The organism is Myxococcus vastator, from assembly GCF_010894475.1.
GTDB lineage: Bacteria > Myxococcota > Myxococcia > Myxococcales > Myxococcaceae > Myxococcus > Myxococcus vastator.
On record NZ_JAAIYB010000042.1, the window covers coordinates 1 to 25,927 of the forward strand.

27 protein-coding genes are annotated in these 25,927 nt (G+C 70.5%); 10 read left to right on the forward strand and 17 right to left on the reverse strand.

Going from position 1 to position 25,927, the window contains the following annotated elements; all coding sequences use genetic code 11:
* Window positions 1-355: 355 nt before the first annotated feature.
* Window positions 356-682 (forward strand): PilZ domain-containing protein, encoded by a 327-nt coding sequence (locus G4D87_RS06820; RefSeq protein ID WP_163780136.1) that lies wholly within the window; start codon window positions 356-358, stop codon window positions 680-682.
* A 1-nt stretch (window position 683) separates the two neighbouring features.
* Here G4D87_RS06820 and G4D87_RS06825 read toward each other — a convergent pair whose 3' ends face one another.
* From G4D87_RS06825 to G4D87_RS06870, 10 genes are all read right to left on the reverse strand, one after another.
* Window positions 684-1,091 (reverse strand): response regulator, encoded by a 408-nt coding sequence (locus G4D87_RS06825; protein WP_163780138.1) that lies wholly within the window; start codon window positions 1,089-1,091, stop codon window positions 684-686.
* 191 nt (window positions 1,092-1,282) lie between these two features.
* Window positions 1,283-1,651, reverse strand: coding sequence for a hypothetical protein (locus tag G4D87_RS06830; RefSeq protein ID WP_240358064.1), 369 nt, complete (start codon window positions 1,649-1,651; stop codon window positions 1,283-1,285).
* A 106-nt stretch (window positions 1,652-1,757) separates the two neighbouring features.
* Window positions 1,758-2,468 (reverse strand): SH3 domain-containing protein, encoded by a 711-nt coding sequence (locus G4D87_RS06835; RefSeq protein ID WP_163780142.1) that lies wholly within the window; start codon window positions 2,466-2,468, stop codon window positions 1,758-1,760.
* Complete coding sequence (locus tag G4D87_RS06840; RefSeq protein ID WP_163780144.1) at window positions 2,465-4,351, reverse strand: BatD family protein; 1,887 nt, start codon at window positions 4,349-4,351, stop codon at window positions 2,465-2,467. Before G4D87_RS06840 ends, G4D87_RS06835 begins: the two co-directional genes overlap by 4 nt.
* Window positions 4,335-5,345, reverse strand: coding sequence for a tetratricopeptide repeat protein (locus G4D87_RS06845; RefSeq protein WP_163780146.1), 1,011 nt, complete (start codon window positions 5,343-5,345; stop codon window positions 4,335-4,337). The genes G4D87_RS06840 and G4D87_RS06845 overlap by 17 nt, the downstream gene beginning before the upstream one ends.
* Window positions 5,342-6,403 (reverse strand): VWA domain-containing protein, encoded by a 1,062-nt coding sequence (locus G4D87_RS06850; RefSeq protein ID WP_163780148.1) that lies wholly within the window; start codon window positions 6,401-6,403, stop codon window positions 5,342-5,344. The genes G4D87_RS06845 and G4D87_RS06850 overlap by 4 nt, the downstream gene beginning before the upstream one ends.
* Entirely contained in the window at window positions 6,400-7,410 is a 1,011-nt protein-coding gene (locus G4D87_RS06855; protein WP_163780150.1) for a vWA domain-containing protein, read from the reverse strand. The genes G4D87_RS06850 and G4D87_RS06855 overlap by 4 nt, the downstream gene beginning before the upstream one ends.
* Window positions 7,385-8,389 carry a BatD family protein gene (locus G4D87_RS06860; protein WP_163780152.1) on the reverse strand — a complete coding sequence of 335 codons (1,005 nt, stop codon included), beginning with the start codon at window positions 8,387-8,389 and terminating at the stop codon, window positions 7,385-7,387. The genes G4D87_RS06855 and G4D87_RS06860 overlap by 26 nt, the downstream gene beginning before the upstream one ends.
* A complete protein-coding gene (locus tag G4D87_RS06865) occupies window positions 8,386-9,267 on the reverse strand; it encodes a DUF58 domain-containing protein (protein ID WP_163780155.1) in 882 nt (293 codons plus the stop codon). Before G4D87_RS06865 ends, G4D87_RS06860 begins: the two co-directional genes overlap by 4 nt.
* A 29-nt stretch (window positions 9,268-9,296) precedes the next feature.
* The gene (locus G4D87_RS06870) at window positions 9,297-10,286 is read right to left on the reverse strand and encodes an AAA family ATPase (protein WP_163780156.1); all 990 of its coding nucleotides are present in this window, start codon (window positions 10,284-10,286) and stop codon (window positions 9,297-9,299) included.
* Window positions 10,287-10,481: 195 nt separating this feature from the next.
* Here G4D87_RS06870 and G4D87_RS06875 point away from each other — a divergent pair, with 195 nt between their 5' ends.
* Together G4D87_RS06875 and G4D87_RS06880 are read left to right on the forward strand one after the other, a co-directional pair.
* Window positions 10,482-11,372 carry an alpha/beta fold hydrolase gene (locus tag G4D87_RS06875; RefSeq protein ID WP_163780158.1) on the forward strand — a complete coding sequence of 297 codons (891 nt, stop codon included), beginning with the start codon at window positions 10,482-10,484 and terminating at the stop codon, window positions 11,370-11,372.
* Between the two features lie 151 nt (window positions 11,373-11,523).
* Window positions 11,524-11,871 (forward strand): hypothetical protein, encoded by a 348-nt coding sequence (locus G4D87_RS06880; RefSeq protein ID WP_176410510.1) that lies wholly within the window; start codon window positions 11,524-11,526, stop codon window positions 11,869-11,871.
* Window positions 11,872-11,945: 74 nt separating this feature from the next.
* On the opposite strand, the gene trxA is transcribed toward G4D87_RS06880, so the two are convergent.
* Together trxA and G4D87_RS06890 are read right to left on the reverse strand one after the other, a co-directional pair.
* Entirely contained in the window at window positions 11,946-12,332 is a 387-nt protein-coding gene (trxA, locus tag G4D87_RS06885) for a thioredoxin (RefSeq protein ID WP_163780162.1), read from the reverse strand.
* A gap of 141 nt (window positions 12,333-12,473) precedes the next feature.
* Window positions 12,474-13,463 (reverse strand): hypothetical protein, encoded by a 990-nt coding sequence (locus G4D87_RS06890; protein WP_163780164.1) that lies wholly within the window; start codon window positions 13,461-13,463, stop codon window positions 12,474-12,476.
* 420 nt (window positions 13,464-13,883) lie between these two features.
* On the opposite strand from G4D87_RS06890, the gene G4D87_RS06895 reads away from it, so the two are divergent.
* The gene (locus G4D87_RS06895) at window positions 13,884-15,233 is read left to right on the forward strand and encodes a sigma 54-interacting transcriptional regulator (protein WP_163780192.1); all 1,350 of its coding nucleotides are present in this window, start codon (window positions 13,884-13,886) and stop codon (window positions 15,231-15,233) included.
* A gap of 12 nt (window positions 15,234-15,245) precedes the next feature.
* Window positions 15,246-15,752 carry an ureidoglycolate lyase gene (locus G4D87_RS06900; RefSeq protein WP_163780166.1) on the forward strand — a complete coding sequence of 169 codons (507 nt, stop codon included), beginning with the start codon at window positions 15,246-15,248 and terminating at the stop codon, window positions 15,750-15,752.
* A gap of 19 nt (window positions 15,753-15,771) precedes the next feature.
* Here the strand turns inward: G4D87_RS06900 and G4D87_RS06905 are convergent, their stop codons facing one another.
* The gene (locus G4D87_RS06905; protein ID WP_240358065.1) at window positions 15,772-16,923 is read right to left on the reverse strand and encodes a hypothetical protein; all 1,152 of its coding nucleotides are present in this window, start codon (window positions 16,921-16,923) and stop codon (window positions 15,772-15,774) included.
* A gap of 193 nt (window positions 16,924-17,116) precedes the next feature.
* On the opposite strand from G4D87_RS06905, the gene G4D87_RS06910 reads away from it, so the two are divergent.
* From G4D87_RS06910 to G4D87_RS06930, 5 genes are all read left to right on the forward strand, one after another.
* On the forward strand, window positions 17,117-18,130 hold the full coding sequence (locus tag G4D87_RS06910; RefSeq protein WP_163780169.1) for a DUF2157 domain-containing protein: 1,014 nt from the start codon (window positions 17,117-17,119) through the stop codon (window positions 18,128-18,130).
* 1 nt (window position 18,131) lies between these two features.
* Entirely contained in the window at window positions 18,132-19,229 is a 1,098-nt protein-coding gene (locus G4D87_RS06915) for a DUF4401 domain-containing protein (RefSeq protein WP_163780171.1), read from the forward strand.
* The gene (locus G4D87_RS06920; RefSeq protein WP_205507458.1) at window positions 19,229-19,714 is read left to right on the forward strand and encodes a GDYXXLXY domain-containing protein; all 486 of its coding nucleotides are present in this window, start codon (window positions 19,229-19,231) and stop codon (window positions 19,712-19,714) included. Before G4D87_RS06915 ends, G4D87_RS06920 begins: the two co-directional genes overlap by 1 nt.
* A gap of 139 nt (window positions 19,715-19,853) precedes the next feature.
* Entirely contained in the window at window positions 19,854-20,105 is a 252-nt protein-coding gene (locus G4D87_RS06925) for a hypothetical protein (protein ID WP_176410505.1), read from the forward strand.
* On the forward strand, window positions 20,102-20,905 hold the full coding sequence (locus G4D87_RS06930) for a biliverdin-producing heme oxygenase (RefSeq protein ID WP_163780195.1): 804 nt from the start codon (window positions 20,102-20,104) through the stop codon (window positions 20,903-20,905). The genes G4D87_RS06925 and G4D87_RS06930 overlap by 4 nt, the downstream gene beginning before the upstream one ends.
* Window positions 20,906-20,926: 21 nt before the next feature.
* On the opposite strand, the gene G4D87_RS06935 is transcribed toward G4D87_RS06930, so the two are convergent.
* The 4 genes from G4D87_RS06935 to G4D87_RS06950 all read right to left on the reverse strand — a co-directional run bounded on the left by G4D87_RS06935 (window position 20,927) and on the right by G4D87_RS06950 (window position 25,920).
* On the reverse strand, window positions 20,927-22,651 hold the full coding sequence (locus tag G4D87_RS06935; RefSeq protein WP_163780174.1) for a sigma-54-dependent transcriptional regulator: 1,725 nt from the start codon (window positions 22,649-22,651) through the stop codon (window positions 20,927-20,929).
* A 329-nt stretch (window positions 22,652-22,980) separates the two neighbouring features.
* Entirely contained in the window at window positions 22,981-23,835 is an 855-nt protein-coding gene (locus G4D87_RS06940; protein WP_163780176.1) for a class I SAM-dependent methyltransferase, read from the reverse strand.
* A 9-nt stretch (window positions 23,836-23,844) separates the two neighbouring features.
* Window positions 23,845-24,633 carry a ZIP family metal transporter gene (locus tag G4D87_RS06945; protein WP_163780178.1) on the reverse strand — a complete coding sequence of 263 codons (789 nt, stop codon included), beginning with the start codon at window positions 24,631-24,633 and terminating at the stop codon, window positions 23,845-23,847.
* 30 nt (window positions 24,634-24,663) lie between these two features.
* Entirely contained in the window at window positions 24,664-25,920 is a 1,257-nt protein-coding gene (locus G4D87_RS06950; protein WP_163780179.1) for a COG3014 family protein, read from the reverse strand.
* Window positions 25,921-25,927 lie beyond the last annotated feature (7 nt).

Genomic DNA, 25,927 nt, shown 5'->3' on the forward strand with positions numbered 1-25,927 from the left:
CACCAGGCCCGCCCCCGAGCGCACCACCTCGTTCGCCGCGCGCGCCAGCACCGTGCCGAAGTCGTTCTGCGGCGTCTGACGCGGAACCGTATGGGTGATGGTCAGCGTGGGAATCCGACTGTCATTGGACACGGGCAGCCTCCTGCGGAGAGTTGCCCGGCCCCAGTTCAGCCGCCGTGCCAGCGCTAACCCCTGGCAATCCCGGGCGTTGAGCCACCAGGGCGGGTCCGGCAGCGCTCCGCGGACCGGGAGGAGCGTCCGGGAGGCTGGACGGCGGCCGTGACTGGAAACTTGCGTCCGCTCCAGAGTGCCTCAGAGTTGTTGCACCCTGTCGTGTGGAGAAGAGGAGAACGCGGTGAGGACGACCGATGGCGGCCCCCAGATTGCCGAGCGCTTTCACCCGCGCGTCGACGCCAACCTCCCCGTGAAGGTGCTCCTCAAGGGACGCTCGGTGATGGTGCGCGCTCGGGACGTGTCCATGGCGGGCCTGTTCCTGATGGCCCACCCGGCCGACACCGCGCGGGAGCTCACCATCGCGGTGCCGCTGCCCGGAGAGCGGGAAATCATCACCACCTGCCAGATTCGCCGCCGCGAGGTGGACGGTGTGGCGCTGGAGTTCGGCGAGCTGGACTGGGACGACCTCATCGCCCTGGCGCGCTACCTCCACCCGCGCCTGCCCTGACTCAGGGCAGTTCCGGCTTCGGCCCCGCTTCGCGCAGCCGCTCCACCAGCGCCATCAGCTCGGCGCCGCGGAAGGGCTTGTGGATGTAGCCGTCCGCCCCCGCCTGGGTGGCGCTCTCCATGTCGGAGCGCTTCGCCTTCGCGGTGAGCATGTAGAGCGGCACCCCCGCGGTGGCCGGGTCCCCCTTGAGGATGCGGCACACGGAGATACCGTCCAGTTGCGGCAACACCACATCCATCAGGATGAGGTGGAACGTCTGGCTCTTGGCCAGCTTCAGGCCCTCCAGCCCCGTGGCGGCGCACACCACCTCCACGGTGCCGTCACTCAGCATGGAGCGCACCAGCTCCCGGATGACCGGCTCATCCTCGACGAGGAGGATGTGGAAGGGTGCCTGGGAATTGCCAGCCATGGTTCTCCGGACGAAACACGATGCCAATGCCACCCGCCGCGCGCGGTATAGCCCTCCGGGGCGGAGCCGCACCAGGGAGGATGCAACGGATTGTGCAATGGCACCCGTCTCCCCCGTACGTAAGCCGGACACACACTGGATGCCTTGCTTTTCGATTAGGAGGACTGACAGGCGGGCGTAGCCAGGGTGGCTTACGGCCAGCCGCCTTCCAGCAGTTGCTCCGCCTCTTCGAGGGAGAAGGCCAGGTAGGCCTCGTGCCCCACGTTCCGGCTGCTGCGCTGGAACCGCACCGCCGCCATGGCTGAGCGCCCCACCACGCGCACCACCCGGCGGAAGCCGCGGACCCGGGCCGCTTCAACGACGCGCTCAATCTGCCCAGAGCCCGACTCCGGCAGCGTCGTCACGCCCGTCAGGTCAGACAGGATGTCGAGCCCCGGCCGGAGCCGCTCGAGCGCGCGCAGCGACGCATCGCCAATCTGGAGCGCTTCCTCCTCCGTGACGACACCCCAGAGGCGGATGACCAGCCGGTTCTTGCCGACGAGTGCCTCGACCGAAAACACAGGGCCACGACCTCCTGGCAATACCGGCCATTCCTCCGGAGGCAGTCTACCCTCCCAATGGCGGACATTTCCAGGTTTTCGCGTCCCCCACACTCCGCGCGTGACTTCAGATTTCGGCCACGCCTTCCCGCTCGGTCCAGCCCTCCAGGCCGTTGGGCAGCCGGATGCGGACGAAGCGGCCCGTCTCCTCGAGCAGGCGCACCTTGAGGCCGGCGTGCACCTCGAAGATGGAGCGGGCGCCGGGCTGAGGCAACTCGCGCGCCACCAGCGTGGGCGCCAGCACCACGGCCTCGTGCACCGTGGCCCCCACGTAGGCGTGCGTGGCCACCAGCAGCCCTGACGGGACCGCCACCGCGAAGAGCAGGACCGCCAGCACGCCCACCGCCGTGCGCCGGCCCCGTCCCAGCAACCGCCAGAGCAGCACGAGGACGAAGGCCGCCACCCAGGTGCCCAGAAAGGTCCACGCCACCACCGGGCCGTCCGTGGCCGCCGCGACGCGAGGCAGGAAGGCGTCCTCCGCGGTGGCGCCCACCACCTTGTCCACCTGACGCGCCCGGGCCACCGCGAGGTTGGCGGTCAAATCCGGAGCCTGGCCCCCTTCTCTACGGGCCTGCTCGAGCGCCAGGACCGCGCGGCCCAGATCGCCCTGCGCCAGGTGCGTGGTGCCCAGGTTGTAGAGCACGTCGGGGCCGCCCTGGCCGTTCGCCAGCAGCTTCTCGTAGCCCTCCTTGGCCGCCGCGTAGTCCTCGCGCGCGTAGGCCTCGTTGGCCTTGAGGAAGATGTCCTGCGCCTCTTCCGGCGTGTAGTAGCCGCTCACGCCCAGCCCTCCATGGCCGCCGCGGCGGCATCCATCACCTTCTGTCGCTCGGCCGGATTCCCCCCGCCGCCGTAGCGCCCGAAGTCACACGCCTCCAGCACGAAGAGCACCTTGGCGCGCCGCTCCGTGTCCGCGCCCGCCGCCGTCAGCTTCTCGGCGAGCACCTCACGGGTGAGGCCCACCACCGGCATCCCCAGCCGCGCCTCCAGGAAGCCGTGCAGCGCCTTCTCCACCTCGCCGTAGAAGGCCCCCACGTCCGCGCTGGACTGGAGCTTCTCCGCATCCGCCAGACGCTTGCGCGCGGCCTTCGCCTGCTGACGTCCACGCCCCGCCTCGGTGCGCAGCGCCAGCCGCCCGCGCACGCCGCCAATCAGCGCCACGCCCAGCAGCAGCCCCAGCGGCGCCAGCACCGCCGGGACGAAGAAGCCCCGCTTCCACACGGGCACGCCCGGCGACTCGAAGCGCGCCTGGTAGCGCACCGGCCGCAGCCCGCCCGCCGTCAGCACGTTCTTCTGCTCGTTGGCCTGGTCCGACGAAGCCTGGGGCGACGCCGAGGCGATGGACGATGCGCCTCCCGCGCCCGCCTCCACCGTAATCGTCACGGGGTCGGTGCGCGCCACCTCGTACTTGCGGGCGCGCGGGTCGAAGTAGGTGAACTCCAGCGCGGGCAGCGTGAAGCTGCCCGTGCGCTGCGGCATCACCAGGTACTCCATCACCCGCCGGCCCTGCACGCGGTGGCGCTGCGGCGACACCTTGTCCGTCGTGGTGGGGTCATAAATCTTGAGCGCGGCGGGGCCCTTCAGCGCGGGGGGCGTGACGTTCTTCACGTTGCCCACCCCTTCCAGGCTGACCTTCACCGTGACGGGCTGGCCCAGCTCCACGCGCGTCTGGGACACGTCCATGGACAGCCGCCAGTTGCCCACGTGCGCGTTGGGCATGTCCTGGGGCCCCCCGGGCGGCAGCGGCTTCACCTTCACCTTGAGCGCGTTGGACACCCGGTGCACGCGGTGGCCGGCGAAGAGGAAGCCGGTGGTGATGTCCGCCTCCGCGGCGGTGATGGGCAGCGTGCCGGACTTCACCGGGAAGATGGCGCGGCGGCGCAGCAGGTAGGCGCGGTACGGGATGCCGTCCACCACGCGCTGCTCGCCCGACAGCTGCGTGGGGCTCTCCACCTCTTCCGTCCAGAAGCCCTCCAGCTTGGGCATGGTGACGGCGTCCACACTGGACAGGTCCACGCGCGAATAGATGTAGAGCGACAGCGTCACCTGCTCGCCCACGTACACGGTGTCCCGGTCCAGGCTGGCGCGCAGGAAGAGGTCGGAGTCCCCACGCGGAATCGTGGGCCGGTCCACCTCCGCCATGTCGCCGAAGGCCTCCTCCATCTGCTGCATCTGCGACTGGATGCTGGAGAAGGGGTCCGGCTGCCGGTCCCTCCCACGCCCCGCCTGCCCGGGCGGCGCACCGCCCACCCGGCCGGCCTTGACCGTCAACTCCACGGGCTGCGTGCGGTACGTCTTGCCGCGCACCGTGATTTGCGACGGTGGAACCTTGAGCCGTCCCGCGCGGTTGGCCCGCATCACCAACACGTGCCGCGTGACGTCCTGGATGACGGCGGGGCCACCGCCCGACAGGGAGATGGAGCGCTGGCTGCTGCGCGAGCTGGAGAGGATGGAGAAGTCCTCCGACTCCGGCAGCTTCACCTGCGCGTTGGCGGGCGCGTCCACCACCACCACCGTGAGGCGGAAGGTGTCCTCGGTGCCCACCTCCGTACGGTCCGCCGTCTGGTAGAAATCGAGGTCGTCCGAGGCCGCCCACGCCGGCGCGGTGGCCAGCAGGGCGAACACGGCGAACACCACGCCGAGGGCGCTACCAGTCCTTCTCATTCGGCTTCCTCTGCTTCTTCTTCTGCTGGAACCGCCAGAGCTGGAGGTTCTTCTCATTCTGCTTCATCGCATCCAGCAGGCGCTCCGCCTCCTGCCGGTCCAGGTCCGACTCGCTGGAGCCACCGTCCGCCTCGGATTCCTCCGAGTCTTCTTCTCCCGCGCTGCCGCCGTCACTGCCACCGTCCTGGGGCTCACCCTCTCCGTCGTCCTCTCCACCATCCGCGCCGCCGTCCGCGCCCCCGTCGCCCTTGTCCGGCGGGCCCTGGTCGCCGCCGTCCGCGCCGCCGTCGGAACCGCCGTCGCTGCCCCCATCGCCGTCGCCACCGTCCGCGCCGCCGTCCATGCCGCCATCGCTGGCGCCACCATCCGCGCCGCCGTCGGCACCGCCGTCCGAGCCCCCATCGGTGCCACCGTCCTGGGGCGTGCCGCCGTCGCCCTTCGTGCCGCCATCCTCGCCGGCATCCGGACGCCCACCGTCACTGCCGCCGTCGTTGCCACCGTCCGTGCCGCCATCCTGACCCTTGTCCTGCGGCGGCGGCAGGTTGCGCAGCACCACCTCGTAGTTGTGGCGGGCCTGCACGTCCTGCGGGTCCAGCGTGAGCGCGCGCCGGTAGGCCTTCAGCGCCTCCTGCCGGTCTCCGGTGGTCGCATGCAGGTTGCCCAGGTTGTACCAGGCCTTCTGCCGGAGGTCGGCGCGGTTGGACTCCGTCACCGACTGGAACAGCGCCTTCGCATCCGCGACGCGCCCCAGCTTGGCCATCGCGTCCGCGCGGTTGAAGTCCACCGTGACGTCGTTGGGGCGCTCCTTCTTCGCGGCCTCGAACGCCTCCAGCGCTTCCTCGAAGCGGCCCGCCGTGTACGCCTCGCGGCCCTGCTCCACCAGCGGGTGGTCCCGCTCCAGCGGACCCGCGGCCCACACGGGCGACGGCAGCGCCAGCGCCGTCACCAGGCCCCACGTCAACCACCGCGCCGCGCGCGTCCTCGCGGCGCTCATGGCGACGGCCTCCGGCGCGACGACGGCAGGAGCAACATGCCCAGCGCCAGCAAGGCCAGCCCTGGAATGGCGAACGACTGGAAGCGCTCGTCGTAGCGGACCGTCACCCGGCTCTCCAGCTCACTCTTCTGCATCTGGTCGATGCGCTCCACCACCTGCGACATGGCCACGCCACGGGGCTGGAAGTAGAAGGTGCCCCCGGTGGCCTCGGCGATGGCCGTCAGCCCCGCCCGGTCCAACCGCGTAATCACCGTCTCCCCCGCGGCGTCCTTCTTGTAGTCCACGAACGCGCCGCGCCGGTCGAAGACGGGGATGGGCTCACCAGACTCCGAGCCCACGCCCACCGCCAGCACCTGCACGCCCGCGTCCTTCAGCGCCTCGGTGGCCTCTCCCACGTCGCCCACCAGGTCCTCGCCGTCCGTCAGCAGGACGACCACGCGCTCCTTCGAGCCGCGGTCCGCGTTCTCCAGCACCTGCCGCGCCAGCCGCAGCGCCGCGCCCACGTTGGTGCCGCCCTGGGGCATCACCTCCGGGTCCACCGCGCGCAGGAACAGCTTCACCGCCGAGTAGTCCGACGTGAGCGGGGACTGGATGAACGCATCCCCCGCGAACACCACCAGGCCCACGCGGTCGCCCTTCAGCTCGTCCAGCAGCGTGGTCAGCTCCAGCTTCGCGCGCTCCAGGCGGCTGGGCTGGATGTCCCGCGCCAGCATGGACTTGGAGGCGTCCAGCGCCACCACCACGTCGATGCCGCGCCGCTTCGTCAGCTCGCTCTTGGTGCCACACTGCGGCTGCGCCAGCGCGAAGCCGAAGAGCGCCAGCCCCAGGCCGTACAGCCCGCTCCGCGTAGCCGGACGCCACACCGACACGCCCGGCGTGAAGCGCTCCGCGTGGCGCTCATGCAGCAGCGCCCGCACGCGCGAGCGGCGCCGCAGCGCCCCCACCAGCGCGAGCAGTCCCAACGTCACGCCCACGAACACCAGCAGCAGGAACAGGGGCTGCGCGAGCCCCGCCTGGTAACCGAGCACGGTGAAGCGCCAGGGTTCCACGGGCGTCACGGGAAGACCCTCAGGAAGGAGGCGCGCAGGAGCAGCTCCAGCGCGGCGAGGCCGAAGGCGGCCAGGAGGAAGGGATGGAACTCCTCGCGGTAGGTGGCGCTGGCGCCGCCCTCCATCAGCTTCGAGCGCTCCAGCGAATCGAGCACCTTCTGGAGTCCCTCACGCAGCTGCTCCGGGTCCGTGGCGCGGTAGTACTCGCCGCCGGTGCGGTCCGCGATGTCCTGCATCAGCTCCGGGTTGATGGGAATCTCCGTGTCGCGCCACACGGTGTTGCCGAACAGGTCCGTGCCCTGCGGGAAGGGCACCTTGCCGCCCTTGCCCACCAGGATGGTGTAGATGGGCACCCTCAGCGCCTGGGCCATGTTCGCCGAGTCCATGGGCGAAATCTTCCCGGAGTTGTTGTCGCCGTCGGTGATGAGCACCACCACCCGGCTCTTCGCCTCCGAGTCCCGCAGGCGGTTGAGGGACGTGGCCAGCGCGTCACCAATGGCGGTGCCGTCCTCCAGCACGCGCGTGCGCAGCTGCTTCACCACTTCCTTCAGCACGCCGTAGTCCAGCGTCAGCGGCGCCTGCGTGTACGCCGCGCCCGCGAACACCACCAGGCCGATGCGGTCATTCACCCGGTTGGCGATGAACTCGCTCAGCACTTCCTTGGCGACGTGCATGCGGTTCTGCGGACGGAAGTCGCCGGCCTCCATCGACGTGGACAGGTCCAACGCCACCACGATGTCGATGCCCTCCACCGACAAGTCCCGCACGCGCGAGTCGCGCACCTGCGGCCGGGCGATGGCCAGCACCGCGGCCGTCACCGCCGCCACGCGAAGCAGCGGCAGCAGCGGCAGCAAGTACGTGCGCAGGCCGCGGCCACTCCGGGCGAAGACATGCGCCGCGGAGAAGCGCAGCGTGGCGCGGGCGCGCCGCTCCCGCCAGGCCTGCCAGAGCAGCAGCGGCACCAGCAGCAGCCCCCAGAGCGCCTCGGGGTTATTGAACGCGGGGAGCGGCGGCATTGTCGGGAGCCTGGGGCGGCGGTGGCGGAACGTACGTCGTGTCGATGAGCGAGTAGCCGAAGGCCAGCGCGTCGCGGCAGGCGTCGGCCGAGGAATCCGCGCGCGCGTACTTCACCATGTCCGACTCGGACACGAAGCGCATCAGCTTGTCCTCTGGCAGGCCCGGCGTGGACATGCGCCGCAGCGACGCCATCAGCTCGGAGCTGGTGCACTCCAGCGCCTCGAACCCGTAGCGCTCGCCCAGATAGCCACGGACGATTTCGGACAGCCGGAAGTAGAAGTCCTTCACCCGGCCGCGCGAGGGCAAATCCTCCGCCTTCAGCGCGTCCAGCGCCTTGCGGGTGCGCACGTCCAGGGGCAGCACCGGCACCACCACCTCGTGCGTGGGCCGGTTCCTCCACCAGCGGAAGAGCACCCACGCCAGCAGCGCCGCCGCCAGCACGCCCAGCACCGTGAGCACCAGGCGCCACGAACGGATGGGCACCTCCTCCGGCGGCTTGTAGTCGAAGAGGTCCGCGCCCTGTCCGTCCGCGTCCGGTGGCAGCGTGGACGTCACGTCCACCGCGCGGCCCGGCACCGTGAACGCCTTGGGCCCCTCCGGCGTGGCCACGTCGAAGGGCAGCGCCGGCACCGTCACCGAGCCCAGGGCGAAGGCGGACATCCGCACCCGGAAGGTGGTGGTCGCCGAGTCCGGCCCGTCCTGGCGTTGGCGCGTCTGGTCCAGGAACTCGAAGTCCCCCGTCTCCTGGGGCACCTTCAGCTCATAGCGGTGGTCCTTCGGATGGGTGATGACCACCTCGTAGACGAAGGGGTCGCCAATGCGGACCTGCTGCGGCTCCAGCCGCACGGACAGGTGCTGGGGTTCGACCTGCTCCGTCGTCGCGGCCTCTGGAGCAGGGGCCTGGGCCCACGCCGGAGCCGCCACCACCGGAGCCGCCAGCACGAGCCACACCGCCAGCAAGGAGATGCGCCGGTTCATGCCGCCATCCTCCGAGCCCGCGCGCGGAAGAAGTTCGCCAGCGCCTTGCCGTGGTCATCACCCGCGCGCAGCTCCACGTGGTCCAGCTCCAGCTTCTTGAACAGCTTGCGCCGCTCGTCGCGCGCGGCCTGCATGGCCCGGGCGAAGCGTCCCCGCACGCGCGGGTCGCTGGTGTCGACGACGAAGCGCTCGCCCGTCTCCGGGTCCTCCATGTCCACCAGGCCCAGCCGGGGGAAGGCCTCCTCCAACGGGTCCGCCACCACCACCGGCACCAGGTCGTGCTTGCGCCCCACCAGCCGCAGCGGCTTCTCGTAGTCGAGCGCCTGGAAGTCGGAGATGAGGAACGTCACCGCCTTCCGCTTCGCCACCCGCGTCAGGTAGTTGAGCCCCGCGGACAGGTCCGTCCCCCGCCCCTGCGGCTGGAACGTGAGGATGTCGCTCACCAGCCGCAGCACGTGCGTGCGGCCCTTGCGCGGCGGCACCACCTTCTCCACCCGGTCCGAGAAGAGGACCAGCCCCACCCGGTCATTGTTGGCGATGGCGCTGAAGGCAATCTGCGCCGCCACCTCCGCGGCGATCTCCGACTTGGTGCGCTCGCGCGAGCCGAACTCCTTCGACGCGGAGACGTCCACCACCAGCATCACCGTCAGCTCGCGCTCCTCGGTGAAGACCTTGACGTAGGCCTCGTCCATGCGCGCGGTGACGTTCCAGTCGATGATGCGAATCTCGTCACCGGGCTGGTACTGGCGCACCTCGGAGAAGGCCATGCCCCGGCCCTTGAAGACCGAGTGGTACTGGCCGGCGAGCATGTCGGAGACCACCTTGCGGGTGCGAATCTCCAGCTTGCGGATGCGGCGGATGAGGTCCTTGGGAAGCACGGGGCGCCTGGCGGGCTCGAGGAGGAAGGTTAGGGGACTTCGACGCGGTCGAACACACGCTGGATGATCTTCTCCGGCGTGAGGTCCTCGGCCTCCGCCTCGTACGTCATGGCGACGCGGTGGCGGAGCACGTCGAAGGCAATGGCCTTCACGTCTTCGGGCGTGACGAAGCCGCGGTGGCGCAGGAAGGCGTGCGCGCGCGCCGCCTGGGCCAGCGCGATGGTGGCGCGCGGCGAGGCGCCGAACTGGATGTAGTCCGCCAGGTCCTTCAGGCCGTACTTGCCAGGCTCCCGCGTGGCGAACACCACGTTGAGGATGTACTCCTTCACCTTCTCGTCCATGTAGATGTGGTGGACGAGCTCGCGCGCACGGACCAGGTGCTGCAGGTCAATGACCCGCTGGGCGCGCGGAGACGAGCCGCCGGACATCCGGTCCATGATGACCTTCTCTTCATCACGCGTCGGGTAGCCCACCTTCACCTTGAGCATGAAGCGGTCCACCTGCGCCTCGGGCAGCGGGTAGGTGCCCTCCTGCTCGATGGGGTTCTGCGTCGCCAGCACCAGGAAGGGCGTGGGCAGCGGGAAGGACTGGTCGCCGATGGTGACCTGGCGCTCGGCCATGGCCTCCAGGAGCGCGGACTGCACCTTCGCCGGGGCGCGGTTGATTTCGTCCGCGAGCACGATGTTGGCGAAGATGGGGCCCTTGCGGACGGTGAAGTTCGCCGCCTGCTGGTTGTAGATCATGGTGCCCACCACGTCCGCGGGCAGCAGGTCCGGGGTGAACTGGATGCGCATGAAGGTGGCGTTGAGCGAATCCGCCACGGTGCGCACCGTGAGCGTCTTGGCGAGGCCGGGCACGCCCTCCAGCAGCACGTGTCCGTTGCACAGCAGGCCAATGAGGATGCGCTCCAGCATGTAGCGCTGCCCGACGATGACCTTGCTGGTTTCCTGGTTGAGGACCTCGACGAAGCTGCTTTCCTGCTGCACGCGTTCGGTGAGCGCGCGAATGTCGGTGTTCATGTCGCCTCGTGTCGGACTGGCGGCGGGCAGCCTAGGGTTTACAGGGTATCCGGCTCAACACCGCTGAGGGCCGCGCATTCCAGTATGTTGCCCGCCCGTCCGCCCCTCCTGGAGTGTCCTCCCCATGTACCACTCACAGCCGCCACGCCAACCCCTGTTCCACTCCCGGTGGACGGCTGTGTCGAGGAGGCCGGTATGAAGGCCCCCTCGGTGGGGCCGGTGGAGGCCGCGCTGCTCGCCCAGCTGGCCCCGGCGGTGGTCGCGACGGTTCACTGGTTGCCGGGCGGCGGGGCCCTCCGGACCCTCGAGGCGGGCGCCGGCCCCACGGTGGTGCTGCTCCACGGGCGAGGCGGCGCGGCCTCCCAGTGGTTCACCTACCTGACGGTCCTGGCCCGGGGCCACCGCGTGCTGGCGGTGGACCTGCCGGGCTTCGGCATGTCGTCCACCCCCGAAGGCCCGCTGGCCACCGGCGAGGACGCGGCGGCCTTCTTCACCGCCCCCATCGAGGCCCTGCTGGCCCAGCTCGCCCCGGGCCCGGTGGCCGTGGTGGGCCACTCGCTGGGCGGGCTCGTGGCGCTGGAGCTCGCGCTGCGCGGCCGGGTGTCCGTGGAGCGGCTGGCCCTGGTGGATGCCATGGGTCTGGGTCCGGAGATGGCGCGCAAGGCCCGCCTCTTCTTCCGCGCCGGCCCCGAACGGCTGGCGCGCTCGCTGGGGCCCTGGGCCTGGGCCCAGCTGATGCCGCCGCCCCCGACGCCACTGGGTGAGCGGCTGGGCGCCCTGGAGTACGAGTTGCTCACCCGCCCGGGCGCCAGCCCCGACGCCACGCGGGCCTTCAACCGGCTCGTGCCCCTGGCCGGCCCTGTCTTCCACCGCGCGGAGAAGCTCGAGGCCGTGACGGCGCCGGTGCTGCTCGTCTGGGGCGAGCGCGAGGACACCCTGCCCGTCTCCATCGCCGAGCAGGCGGCGCGGCGCCTCCCGCAGGCCCGGCTCCTGCGCCTGGACGCGGGCCACAGCCCCCAGCAGGAACATCCAGAGCGCGTGCTCCCCGAGCTGAAGGCGTTCCTCGCCGCGCCCCAGGAGCCCTGACGGGCGCACGGCAGGCAGGCGCCCGACGGCGCTCGGGTGACATGGGCTGGTCCGGCGGTCGGGGCTCGTCCTGGCGGCGCTTGTCCTGGCCTTCCTGGATGGCAACCGTCCCGCCGTGTCCTCCACGGACACCGCCGCCAGGGAGGCTGCCATGAATCACAAGATGCACGCGCACCATGACCACGTCCACGCCAAGGGCTGTGGTCATCCCGCCATCCAGCACCAGGACCACGTGGACTATCTGCACGATGGGCACCTGCACCACCCGCACTCGGACCACACCGACGAGTGCACCCTCTCCGAGGACGCCCGCAACCCCGCGCAATGCACGCCGCAGCATGCCTGTGGTGCCCACGAAGCCACGCACCGCCACGGTCCCTCGTGTGGCCACGCGGCCGCGCCGCATGGGGACCACATGGACTATCTCGTGGACGGTCACCTGCATCACCCGCACGACGGCCACTGCGACGACCACGGCAAGGTGCAGGTCCTGGGCTGAGACGAAGACGTGGCGGAGGACCTCTCCCCCCGGGAGGCTCCGCCCGTCTTCGTGCTGGACAGCGGTGTGCCGTCTCAGGCCTGGGGCGGCGCGCCCTGCTGGACCTGGCGCTCCACCAGTTGCTGGCGCACCTCGTTCATGTCGAGCGCGCGCACCTGGCGGATGAGGTCCTCCAGCGCATCGGCCGGCAACGCCCCCGCCTGTTCGAACAACATGATGCCGTCACGGAAGACCATCAGCGTGGGGATGGAGCGGATGGCGAAAGCCCCCGCGAGGTCCACCTCCGCGTCGGTGTCGAGCTTGCCGAAGACGAGGTCCGGATTCTTCATGCTCGCCTGTTCGAACACAGGCCCGAAGGTGCGGCACGGTGCGCACCACTCGGCCCACCAGTCGAGGAGGACGATTCCCTCCTTCGAGACGATTTCCTTGAAGTTGGCTTTGGTGATGTCGATGGTTGCCATGCCCTGACACTGGGCCCTCCCCCCCGGAGGCGCCAGTGTCAGGAGGTGGCAAGCCGGGCGCCCCCCAGAGCCCGGCTCCCAGTCACCTTCAGCGCACCACGGCGGCCCATGACGGGTGGGCAGCCGGGACACCGGGCGGACTCAGCCCCAGATGCTCGCCCGGCCCATGAACTGCGCCAGGTCCAGGCGGTTGGACTGCGTCTCGCGGCGGGGCGCCTTCGCCGTGAAGGACTCCAGGTCCTGGAGGCTGATGTGGACCTCCTTGCTGGACTTGGACTTGCTGGCGCCCTGGTCCACCGAGCGCAGCGCCGTGGGATGGTTGATGAGGAACTGCGCCGCCTCCCGGAGCTCCTTCGGCGCGCCGCTGCTCGGGTCCGCCACGCGCTTGAGCTCCGACATGCCGATGTTGTTGTCCCCGGCGCCATTGCCGCTGGCGTTCATGCCCACGCCCTCGGCGAAGTGGAAGTGGTCCTTGAGCGTCTGGGCCGCCTTGTAGACGTCCATGGGCTCCTGGCGATTGGCGCCGAAGGGCGGGCGGGACTGCGGTCCGAACGAAGGGCCGCACAGGTCCAGCCGCGGCGGCAGGTTGGGACGGTGCGGGTTGGGCAGGCCGCCCGGGCCACCGACTCCGCCGCCGAAGCCGCCTCCGAAGCCGCCGCCGAAGCCCCCTCCGAACCCGGAGCCGCACAGCGGCGGACGCTGCGGGAGGACGGGCCGCTGCGGAGCCCCGCAGTCCGAGGCATTGCCCGCGCGCGCCTGGAGGTCCGCCTTGCTCAGGTGCACCTCGTTGTTGCCGCCATGGGCCTTGCTGGCGCCCTGGTCCAGCGAGCGCAGGGCGATGGGATGGTCGAGCACCCACTTCGCGGCGGCGCGGACCTCGGGCGGGAAGCCGCTGTTCGGGTCCGCCACGCGCTTGAGCTCCGACGTCCCGATGTTGTTGTCTCCGGCGCCCTTGCCGCTGGCGTTCATCCCCACGCCCTCGATGGCGTCGAAGTGCTTGAGCACCGTCTGCGCCGCCTTGGACGGGTCCATCGACTGGTAGGCCGCCTGGTAGCGGTCCGTGGGGCCGCAGCCACGGGTGTTGCCGGAGAAGCCGTTGCACTGGATGGACTTCGCGATGGACAGGCTCATGGTCGTGACTCCTGATAGTGATTGCTACGATGGTTTGGATTAGGAATTCGCGCGCTGACTACATGAACATTCTCTGTCGGATAGGCGCGGTGTTTCGTGCGGTGTTTTTATTTGTTTTCCGCGCGCGCCCGAGGGGAATGAGCACAAATCAAAAACAAACAAGCCCACCCGCGAAGTGTCTGGCCATTCAAGGCGAGACACTTCGCGGGTGGGCGGCGGAGCCAGGCCATTGCAGTGGGTGTGCCAGGGCCCTCCAGCGCCTCCGGTGCCAGGACGTGGCGCGCGCTCTAGAGGAGGCCGCCCGGAACGGCGCTCCGGCGGGCCTGGTAACCGCGGTTGTCAGGTGACAACAACAGTTGTCACCCCCCTCCCCCGCATGAGCGAGGTGGTAGCCTGCGCGCCGTGGCGGACCCAGGTGACATGGACACGGAGGTGGACGCGCTGGTCCAGACGGCGCCCGTCCCGGTGGCGCGGCGCGGCCCCTTGCGGTTGAAGCTGTTGGTGCTCTCCGGGGAGCAGGCGGGACACAGCCACGTCCTGCGCCCGGGGGTGCTTCGGCTCGGCACGTCCTCGACGTGCGACATCGTCTTGACGGACCGCGTCGTGTCCCGGCAGCACCTGCGGTTGGAGGTGACGGACGAACGGGTGGTGGCCACGGACCTGGGCTCGCGCAACGGCTCCTTCCATGAAGGGGTGCGCTTCACCGCGCTGGAGGTGCGGCCCGGGGCGTCGCTGACGCTGGGCACCGTCGTGCTCAAGGTGGTACCGGAGGATTCGCGGGAGCGGCCCATGCCGCTGTCCTCTCGACGGAGCTTCGGCGCGCTCGTGGGTGCCAGCGGGAGGATGCGCGAGCTGTTCACCGTCCTGGAGCGGGTGGCCGCGGGCGGCGGGGACGTGCTCGTCCAGGGCGAGACGGGGACGGGCAAGGAGCTGTGCGCGGAGGCGCTCCACCAGGAAGGCCCGCGGGCCAGTGGGCCCTTCATCATCGTGGACATCGCCGGGATTCCGCCCTCCTTGATGGAGTCGGAGCTCTTCGGGCACGTGAAGGGCGCCTTCACGGGAGCCCACGGCGAGCGCGCCGGGGCCTTCGAGCGTGCCCAGGGGGGCACCGTCTTCCTGGATGAAATCGGCGAGCTGCCGCTGGAGCTGCAACCCCGGCTCCTGCGCGTGCTGGAGCGCCGTCAGGTGAAGCGCGTGGGCGCCAACGACTACCGCACGGTGGACATGCGCGTCGTCGCGGCCACGCACGTCGACCTGGAGCAGGCCGTGCAGGAGGGCCGGTTCCGCAAGGACCTCTATCACCGGCTGGCGGTGCTCAAGGTCGTCCCGCCGCCGCTGCGGGAGCGGGTGGACGATTTGCCGCTGCTCATCGACGCCATGCTGGAGCGGCTGAACCGTCCGCCCAGCGCGCTGTCCGAGCAGACGCGCGCGCTGCTGGCCCAGTACCCCTGGCCCGGCAACGTGCGCGAGCTGCGCAACGTGGTGGAGCAGGCCATCCACCTGGGCGAGGACACCCTGCCGCCCATGGAGGCGCGTTCGGGTTCGCCCCGGATGCCGCCAGGCGCGCTCGACGCGGAGCTGCCCTTCAAGGAGGCCAAGGAGCGGCTCATCGAGGTCTTCGAGCGGGACTACCTCCAGGGCCTCATCGCGCGCTGCGACCGGAACATCTCCCGCGCGGCCCGCGAGGCGGGCATCGCCCGGGTGTACCTGCGCAAGCTGCTCACGAAGCACGGGATGATGCTCGTGGACGACGACGACTCACGGGATTGAGGAAGACACGCCATGCGACCGCCCCTCCGCGCACGACCGCTCACGAAAGAGGCCTTCGCGCCATACGGCGACGTCATCGGGCTGGAGCTCGCGGGCGGCAACAGCGCCAACCAGGGAACGGCCACGCGATATGACCAGGTGGCGAACCTGACGGGCACGCGTCCCCAGGCCGCGCCCAACCTGGCGGTGTTCCGCTCCGTGGCGAAGTCCCTGCCCTTCGAGGTGCGCCTGCTGGAGCGCCACCCCTGCTCCACGCAGCTGTTCGTGGCGCTCGCGTGCCAGCGCTTCCTGGTCGTCGTGTGTCCGGACGATGCGCGCGGCGAGCCGGACCTGGACCGGCTGCAAGCCTTCGTGTGTGGCCCGGGCCAGGGCGTGAACTACCGCCCCGGCCAGTGGCACCACCCCATCATCGCGCTGGATGGCCCCGCGGACCTGCTGATGCTGGCGTGGGAGGACGGGACGCCCCTGGACTGCGAGGAGCGCCCCCTCACCACGCCCCTGCTCGTCACCAGCGACTGACGCGCCCCCCTGCTGGACGTCAGCGCACCTGGGGCTCGCGGCTGGACTCGCGCGTCGAGTGGATGCTCTGGAAGCCCGCGATGCACAGCTCGGCGCGCAGCGGCGCGGAGTTGTAGTACGGGCCCCCGTCATACGGCGTGTCGATGCCGTCGCGGCGGTCCGGGTGCGAGTAGCCGGCGATGTGCATCATCTCGTGGATGAGCGTCTGGGCAATCTCCGTGTCCCCCTGCGGGAAGAGCACGCCGAAGTTGATCCACACGTCGTCTCCACCCAGCTCCGCCCGCGCGTTGATGCCGGCCTCGTTCGTCCCCGTGTGGTGGATGGCCTTGCGGTAGGCAATGCGCAGCGCGGACTTCTCCAGGGTGGTCAGGTGGGTGCAGGTCTGGATGGCGTCCTGCGCGGCCTCGTGGCGCCGCAGCGTCCGGGCCCAGTTGGCGCCCGTGACGGTGGCGCCGTCGGAGCTGAAGCGGTCCTGCATGGCCAGCACGTCCGCGAGCACGTCCCGCGAGTCGGCGTAGCCCGCGTGGACGAGGTGCATGCCGTACACCTGCGTGCCGTTGTACGTGGCGGAGTGGAAGGTGGGCAGGCCCGCGGAGAAGCCGTTCGCGGAGGCGTAGTCGTTGGCGGCGCGCATCATCGCCCCGGCGTCATTCACGTTGGGGTAGCCAATGGCCCAGCCCGGGACGTCGCGGAACTCGACGACGCTGGGGTGGAGGAAGTTGATGCCGTACTCCACGATGGAGCCGTTGAGGCCCTGCTCGAACGCGGGCAGCGCGATGCCCAACCCGTGCGCGTTGCCGTAGTCCTGCGCGCGGCGGAACAGCTCCGGGATGTTGCTCAGCGCCGTGTTGCCCAGCGCGGAGCGGGGCACCGCGAGGTAGTGCGCCAGGGTGCCCGGCTTGAGCAGGATGGTGCCACGCACCACGCCCGCGCCGTAGTTGGCCTCATGGAAGTTGCCGAAGCCCGCCGCGTAGCCATGAATGCCCGCGTAGCGGTTGGCGGTGCGAATGCGGAAGTCACTGGCCGTCTCCACCGCGGACGCGGTGGTGCCCACGGCCTCCTCGGGCAGCGCCAGGTCGGACATGGCGTCGGCGTCCATCATCTCGCCGCCGCACCCCAGCAACGCCATCGACGTGGAAATGCATACACCCAGGGAGAGACGCTTCATCATCGAGCGCACGGTTGAAACCTTTCTGTGGATTGGCGAGCGACGCGGTACGGGCCCCAGGCCCGTCCATCCGTCCGTCGCTCTCGAAGACAGATACGGGAGGCGCGGGATTTTCGGGTCATCCACCCACGACGATTTCGCTGGGCGAAGGCATGCCGATGGACGCGCCACCCCGCCGGACAGCTAGACTGCGCCCGTGTTGAAACCCTTGCTCGACCTTGACGCGACACCGGAACGACTCCGGGCACTCACGGACGCTGGCGTCCTGACGCCGACCACCCTGGAGCGCGCGCTGCACCTGTCCGTGGCCACCCCGCCGCGACAGGACTGGCGGCGCTTCCTGTCCACCACGCTGATGGGCCTGGGCGTGCTGCTGGTGCTCGCGGGCGTCATCTACTTCTTCGCGTACAACTGGGCGGACATGCACCGCTTCGCGAAGCTGGGCCTCATCGCGGCGGCCCTCACCGGCGCGGCCGTGGGTGCCTGGAGGCAGGGCGCGACGCTGGGAGGCCAGCTGTCATTGTTCGCGGCCTCGGTGCTCGTGGGCGCGCTGCTGGCCGTCTACGGGCAGGCGTATCAGACGGGCGCGGACCCGTATGAGCTGTTCATCGGTTGGACGGTGCTCATCCTGCCCTGGGTGGCGGTGTCCCGCTTCGCGCCCCTGGGGCTGCTGGCGCTGGTGCTGGTCAACACCGGCATCATCCTCTTCTGGGACCAGGTGCTGGAGACGGAGCCGGACCAGACGTACTGGCTGGCGGTGGTGCTGGGCGGGCTCAACGGCTTCACCTGGGCCACCTACGAGCACTTCGCCAACCTGCGCGTGCCCTGGCTCCAGGCGCGCTGGGTGCCCCGGGTGCTGGCGGTGATGGCCGTGGCGCCGGTGCTGGTCGCCTCGGTGCCATTCATCATGCACCCGTCGGGAGCCCCCGCGGGCGCCGTGGTGGCGCTCCTCCTGGTCCTGGCCTCGCTCGCGGCCGAGTACGCCCTGCACCGGCACCTGAAGGGCGAGCTGTTCATGCTCACGCTCGGCGCGGTGAGCGCGATGACGCTCCTGACCTCCGGCGCCGTCAGCGTCGTCTTCGACTCCTACCAGGACGTGGAGGTCCTGGGCCTCTTCGTGCTGCCGCTCTTCGTCATCGCCCAGGTGGCGCTCGCGGTGTGGTGGCTGCGGCACGAAGCCCGCGTCACCGGCGCCACGGAGGAGTCCTGACATGGCCCTGCGTCCCTCGTTGCAGGACGTGCTGAACGCGCTCCAGGCCGAAGGCCAGCTCGCTCCCGACGCCGTGGACCGCGCCCGCGTGGCCCTGGAGGCCCACCAGCGCCAGTCCGTGGCCGTGCCCTGGTTCGTGAAGGCCTTCGCCGGCGTCGGCGCCTGGCTGTCCGCCCTCTTCGTGCTGAGCTTCTTCGCCTGCGCGGGCCTCTGGGAGGAAGAGGTGGTGATGGGCGTGGTGGGCCTGGGCCTGTGCACGGGCGCGACGATGCTGCGCCGCACGGTGCGCGGCGTCTTCGTGGAGCAGCTCGCGCTGGCCCTGTGTCTGGCCGGCGCCGCCATGGCCTCCGCCAGCTTCGGCATCGAAGCGAAGAGCGAGAACGTCGGCGCGGCGCTGGTGCTGGTCATCAGTGGCGTGCTGCTGTGTGTCTACCCGGACGCCATCCTCCGCTTCCTGAGCACGTTGGGGGTGGTGGGCGCGGCCGGGTTCCTCGCCTGGCACCTGGTGGGCGGCTTCGCGCTGGACCTGCTGATTCTGGGCTGCGCGGCGCTGATGCACTTCCTCTTCCTGGAGCAGGCCCGGCTGCGCCGGGGCAGCCCGGGTGAGCTGGTGGGGCCGGTGGCCTTCGCGCTCGCGTGCGCCATCCCCGGCGTGCTGCTGGCGCGGGGCATGCGGGACGTGGCCCGGCACCTCTTCGACACCGTCTCCGCGCTCCCGGATGCCGTGCTGACGCTGGGCCTGACGGCGCTGACGCTCTACACGGCGTGGCGCGTGCTGCGGGAGCTGGCGCTGGAGCCCACCGGCGTGGCGGGCGCGGCGGTGTTCGCGGCGCTGACGCTGGTGGCCGTGCTCACGCCCCATACACCGGCGGTCATCACCGCCGTGGGCATGCTGGTGCTCGGCTTCCACCGGCGCAGCAGCGTGCTGCTGGGGCTGGCGGTGGCGTACCTGCTCGCGTCCGGCGGCTGGTACTACTACGACCTGGGCCTCACGCTGCTGGCCAAGTCGCTGGCGTTGATGGGCGGCGGCCTGGTGTTCCTGGGCCTGCGTTCGTTCCTGCTGCGGCGCTTCCCCGCCCCGGCGACGGAGGTGCGGTGATGTCGCGCACGGCGGTCATCTTCGGCGGGCTGGCCTTCGCGCTGCTCGTCCCCACGGGGCTCGTCATCCAGAAGGAGCACGTGCTGCGCTCGGGCACGCCGGTGCTGCTGGAGCTGGCCCCTGTCGACCCGCGCTCGCTGATTCAGGGCGACTACATGGTGCTGGACTACGCCATCAGCCGCGAGCGGAGCGCGAACCCCACCACCACGACCGATGGGAACCTGGTGCTGCGGCTGGACGCGAACGGCGTGGGCACCTTCGTGCGCTTCGACACGCCTGACACGCCGCTGGCGCCCGGCGAACTCAAGCTCCGGTACCGCCTGCGCAAGGGGCGCTACCGCCTGGGCGCGGAGGCCTTCTTCTTCCAGGAAGGCCATGCCGGCCGCTACGAGGGCGCCCGCTACGGCGAGCTGCGCGTGGCGGACAGCGGCTCCAGCGTGCTGGTGGGGCTACGGGACGCGCAGCGCCAGCCCCTGGGCCGCTGACGCCCCCCACTGTCGGACGCCGGTCCACTTCCCCACACTCGCCGCAAGTCGAGAAAAGGCCGGGGCTTGCTCTCCGCCAGCCTTTGGTGCATCATGATTTTGATTTCGATACTCAAAATCAAAATCAAGGATAACGACGATGCCCGGTCAGGGATGCGGCAAGACGGTGCTGGCGCGAGGTCCATGCGCGGAAGTGACGCGGTGCTCGTGCGGGCACATCCATCTGGCCATGGGGCCGGTGACGATTCGCGTGGAGGAGGAAGTCCTCCGCGCCATCGGGATGACGCTGGCGGAGGCGCTCCAGCAGCTGGGGACGCCGCTGGAGGCCTTGTCGAATGAGGACGCCGAGCCCCTGGCGATGAGTGCACTGGGCGGCGGGTGGAAGCAGTGAGCGCCACCGGCACGTTGCGGCTGCCGCGGACGGAGGTGTCCGCGCGCGTGAAGCGGTGGGTGGAGCCCCAGCACCCGGCGCCCACGCCGCTGGCCCAGGCCACCCCTCCGGCGCCCCTGTCCGAGCTGCTGGCGGAGGGCACGGCGAAGCTGGCCGAGCAGGCGGAGCGCTCGCTGTTCATCCAGTCCCTCTTCTTCGACGCGTGGGACGGGGGCCTCTACGGGCAGTACGTCCGGGCGCAGCACTACGTGAGCCACCTGCGGCAGCTCCACACGCTCTACACGGCGTTCGAAGCGGCGCTGCCCCACGTCATGAGCACCCCGCTCACCACCGCGCTGCTGCTGCCCGAGCTGCGGCTGACCGCCGCGCTGGAAGCGGACCTGACGTACTTCTGCGGCGAGTCCCGGACGGACACCTTCACCTGCGTGGAGGCGCGGCTGCACGCCGAGCGCATCCGGGAGGTGTCCGAGGACGCCCCTCACCTGCTGGTGGCGCACGCCTACGCGCGCTGCGTGCTGGACGTCTTCAGCGGGCACCGCCGGGCGCGGCGAATCACGGACGCCTTCGAGCTGGCGGAAGGCCAGGGCACTACGTTCTATGGCACGGTGCCCGAAGCGGAGCTCGCGGCCTTCCGCGTCCGCTTCCACTCGCGGCTCGACGGGCTGGAGTTGGACGAGGACGAGGCGCGCGAGGTGGTGCAGGAGGCGCGCATGGCCTTCCGGCTCCACGCGCTGGTGTGTGACGAGCTGGCCCGGGGCGCCACGGGCATCGCCGCGGGCCCCCACGCCGACGCCCGGTAGTCTTCCGGGCGCCGCGGCGGCTCAGACGCTTTCGACCTCCGACAGCAAGTCGGAGAAGGGCGAGCTCTCCTCGCCCAGCGCCTTGTAGAGCGAGTCCACCTTCTCCAGCTCGCGCTTGAGCGCCTTGTGGTGGTTGCGGTTCTTCACCAGGCTCTCACGGCCCAGCAGCTTGAAGCCCTCGTCCCGCCCCACCTGGCGGATGGCCAGCCCCAGCACCATGCCGCGGAAGGCATCGGCCAGGTCCAAATCCAATGGGGCATTGCGGCGACGCGCCTCCGCGACGAAGGCCTGCGCGGCCGCGCGCAGCGCCTCCGGCAGCGGCCGGGCACCAGGGGCCTGCTCGTAGTCGAGCGCCCGCGCGACGTGCTTCTCGTGCAGCACCAGCTCGCCCGTGGCGCCCGCGTGCTCCACCATGGCCAGCGTGTAGGCGCGGCGGACGATGTTGTCGAGCTGCCGCAGGTTCCCCGGCCAGGGGCTTCCCACCAGCAGCTGCTCCGCCTCTTTCATCAGCCGGGCGTGGCCGTCCGGCGAGCGCTCGCGGTGCCGGCGGTTCACCATGTACTGCGCCCACAGGGGGATTTCGTCCTGGCGCTCCTGCAGGGCCGGCATGCGCACCGGCAGCACGTTGACGCGGTAGTAGAGGTCCTCGCGGAAGCGGCCGGCGCGAACCTCCGCGTGCAGGTCCGCGTTGGTGCCGATGATGAAGCGCACGTCCGCCTGCCGCTCACCCGTGCCCTCGCCCAGCGGCCGGTAGCTGCGCGACTCCAGCAGGTGCAGCAGCCCCGCCTGGGCCTTGAGCGACAGCTTGTCGATTTCGTCGATGAACAGCGTGCCGCCCTCCGCGCGGGCCACGCTGCCGGGGGCATCCCGCACCGCGCCGGTGAAGGCGCCCTTCTTCCAGCCGAAGAGCTCCGCCATCTGGAGGTCCTCGGGCACCGTCACCAGGTCCAGCGTCTCGAAGGGCTTGCCGCGGCGGTTGGAGCGCTCATGGCACCAGCGCGCCAGCCGCGACTTGCCCGCGCCGGTGGCGCCGCTGATGAGGATGGTCTCATCCTGAAGCGCGAAGACGCGGAGGATGGGCAGCAGCTCCGCCATGGAGCGCCCCACCACCGGGAGGAACTCATCCACCTCCGGCCGGGCCACGGGCCGCTGCGGCAGCCGGGCCAGGTACGGCGCCGCCACGTCGGCCAGCAGTTGGAGCCGGTCCCCCGCGTCCAGCCAGACGAAGTCCTGCCCCATCGCCGCCAGGCAGTCCGCCTCCAGCGAAATCATGCCCTCGATGTCGCCGCCCGGCGTGCGCAGCGGCAGCACGCAGACGTGCGTCGCGTGACGGCCCAGGAAGCGCTGCCGGCTCTCATGGCTGTTGAAGCCCGCCAGGCTCGGGTCCCCCGTCACGGGCGCGTTGGGCGCATGGGGCTGCACCGTGCCGACATTCACGTCGATGGACACCGCGCACCGGTGCTCCACCACCGCGCGCCACGCCGTGGCGGACGTGAAGAAGGGGGTGCCTACACTGGCATCCGTAATCTCCGCCGCCCCTACTTCCAGCGCGGCCAGGCTGCGGTAGGCCTCTCCCGGACGGAGGTGGACGATGCCGCGCAACACCCGTCCCCGGGCTGCGTACCGACTGGACGCAACGGCCTCCTGGGCGACGGCCTGCAGCCGCCGGAGCGTTGCGCCAGCCGCGGCCTCGAAGTCCCTGGCTCCCCGCAAATCCGTGAGGAGTTGCGCCATCTCGTCTTGCATCCACTCGCCTCCGTCCAGTGCCCTCCGACAGGAACCACATCAGGCGAACGGAGTGTAGCGGAGATGAAGAACGCGGAAGGAGCGGCCCCTCCTTCCGCGTTCCCGAAACTCCGATACTGCGGGGCAGCCCGGTCTCCCGAAGCGCCACGGCCAAACGCCATGCGCGCCCCGTGCCAGATGCGGCATTTGTGTGATTCCAAGCGGATGGGTGAACGCGGCCACTCCGGAGGGGCCTGAATTGCGTTCCAGCAGGACGCGCCGGCGTCCCATCAGAACGCAGGCCGCTCGAAATTCACCGCGAGTATCTCTTCCGCCCGTCTAAAACGGCCTCATCGTGAAGCCTTGCGCGGTTTTCGGGGCGTTGAGGCCGTCCTGGGCGCTTTCCGCGCGGACGCAGCCCCGGGGTCCGGCTGGAGGACGAAGACGCGATCCAACCGGAGGCTCCCCCGCTCCACAGGTGCGTCGAGGTCGTAGTCGAAGGTGTACCCGGCCAGCACCCGCATGCCCGCGTCGCGGAACAGCTTCGCCGCCTGGGCATTGCTGTAGGTGCGGAAGTGCCACTGGGTTTCGATGAGCCAGTCCTTGTCCGGCCCGGTGACACGCAGGCGGTTGCGCATGGGCGAGCGCCGCGCCCGCTGCTCCGGCAGGCCCTCGTTCGTGTTGCAGACGACGCGGTCCTCGCCCACCTGCCCCACCCAGCGCTCGTGTTCGGGCCGGGCGCGCGCGTAGTCCGTGAGGTGGAAGCCGAGCACGTAGATGCCGCCCGGCTTCAAGAGCCGCCGCGTCCCCTGCAGGTGCTGGCGCGCCGCGGCCTCGCTGTCCAGGTAGCGGAAGGTCGACACCAGGCAGTGCGCCAGGTCCACCTGCCCCTCCAGCGCCGGGTCGGCGAAGGACTCCATGCGTGACGGCCCCAGCTTCACGCGCCGCCGCTGCGCCGGCGTCAGGCGCTCGCGCGCATGGGCCAGCATCGCCTCGGAGATGTCATAGCCCACCACCCGCAGGCCCCGGCTCGACGCCTCCTCCACGAGCCGTCCCGCGCCGCAGGCGGGCTCGAGCCACAGCTTGCCGCCCGTGCCGAAGCGCTCGCTGAGCGTCTGGAGGAAGTCCACCTCGCGCACGGTGTCCGTGCCGAAGATGGCTTCGTAGTACTGCGGGTGTTCGTACCAGTCCGTGCGTTTTTCCATGAAGGGCGCTCAGTGCTCGGGGTGCCCTGGGTGTCCCATGAGGCGCGCGAGCAGGAACATCAGCAGCAGGCCCACGAAGAGCGCCAGCACGTTGCGGCCCGGCTGGTCCTTGCCGTGCCGATGCACGTGCGGCAACAGGTCCGACACGGCGATGTAGAGGAACGTGCCAGCGGAGAAGGCCAGGGCCTTGGCCGCGAGGCTTTCGAACTGCAGCATCGCGTCGAAGAGGAAGTAGAGCAGCGCGCCGGCCGGCACCATCATCCCGTACAGCGTGGACAGCGACAGGATGGAGACCCGCGAGCGCCCCTCCGCCTTGAGGATGGAGGCCAGCGACAGCGCGGAGGGCACCTTGTGCGCGACGATGGCCAGCATCGCCATGCCGCCCACGCCCTCCTCCACCGCCGAGCCCAGGGCGATGCCGTCAAACAACGTGTGCGTGGACAGCCCGAGGAAGGCGGTGAGCCCCAGCACGTGGCCCGGATGCACCGCCTGCCCGGTGCCCGCCACGGTGTCTCCGTGGGAGAGGTCCTCGCCCGCGTGCGCCACGAGGTAGCGCTCCAGCACCAGCAGGAAGGCGAAGCCCGCGGGCACCAGCGCGAAGGCCCACCACCCGCCCCCTGAGTACGCCTCCGGCAGCATGTGGAAGAAGGCGGCCCCCAGCATCACGCCCGCGGCGAAGGCCAGGAAGCGCACCAGATGGGTGGTCCGGTCGTTCAGGACGACGACCACCGCGCCAGCCAGCGCGCCGAGGACGATGATGAGGGAATACAGGGCCACCGTGGCCAGGACCGGCGACATGGGGCGCGCACCCTACATCAAAAAACCAAATCAGTAGCGCCGGAGCACCAACAACCCCACCCGGCCCGGTTTCACCTCCACGGGATGCTCGGTCGTCTGTCCCCAAGCCATCACACGCACCGTGTGGCTCCCGGCGGGCACGCGGAAGCGCGCCACCTGGAACTCCGCGGGCAGGGAGAGCCAGGACCGCAGGTCTGGCGCATTCATCGCGTTGAGGACGAGGAAGGTCAGCACGCCCAGCTCGTCGCTCTTCGTCAGCGCGCCCACGCCCGCCGCCACGCCCGCCTTCACCGCCACGCCCGCGAGCTGCTTCGCCAGCAGGCGGCCAATCCGGTCATCCAGGTGGACCACGGCCACGTCCGACAGGGACGTCACCGTCACCGCCTGCTTCGACTCGCCCTCCAAGGCCACGCTCACCGGCGGAGCGAGTCCCCGCTTCCGGTAGACGGGGACTTCAATCAGGGCGCCGCCACCGCCCGGGTCCCTTGAGTTGCGATGCTTCTCTGGAGACAGGCCCGCCTCCACCACCACGACGAGCTGTCCCTCGTCCGGCGCCAGCGGCGCATGCGGGACGTCCGGGTACTTCGCCAGCAGCTCCGCGTACACGTCGTCGCGGCCCGCCTTCTTCGCCAGCCGCAGCAGGGGCTCCGCCAGCGCGTCCTTGCGAGGCGCGATTTCATACGCCTTCGCGTAGTCGATGTACGCCGAATCCCAGTCCCGCTGGTCCTCCCGGATGACGCCGCCCAGGTAGCGCGCGATGGCGAGCTGCTCGTAGGGCTTCTTCTCCTCGGCGATCATCTTCTCCAGGCGCTCGTTGACCTGGCGGACCTCCACCATGGCGGCTTCGTCGTCGCCCAGCCCCACGTAGTTGAGCGCCTGGAGGACGGAAATCATCAGCTTCTCGAAGTCCTCCCCGCGGTAGGCGCGCTGACGCTCGTTGGTGACGAGCGTCTTCGCTTCCTCGCTGACGGAGACACTGTCGAGCTGCTCGCTGAGCCGCTCCGCCTCCTCGAGCACGGCGTTGCTCTCCGCCCACTGCCCGGCGGCGTGCAGCACCATGCCCTTGTCCATCAGCACCAGCAGGCGGTCCTGCTCGGGGCCCTCCTTCGTCGCGGCCTCCAGGGAGGCCAGCGCGCGCGAATAGTCCCCCTGCTGGTACGCGGACCGCACGCCCCGGGTGCGCGCCACATAGTCACCCGCGCAGCCCGACGACAGGAGGAGCACGCTCGCGAGCGCGAGCGCGCCCCACCCGCTCAGGCGGATTGGGCTGCGGGAGTGGATGGACATGGAAGGG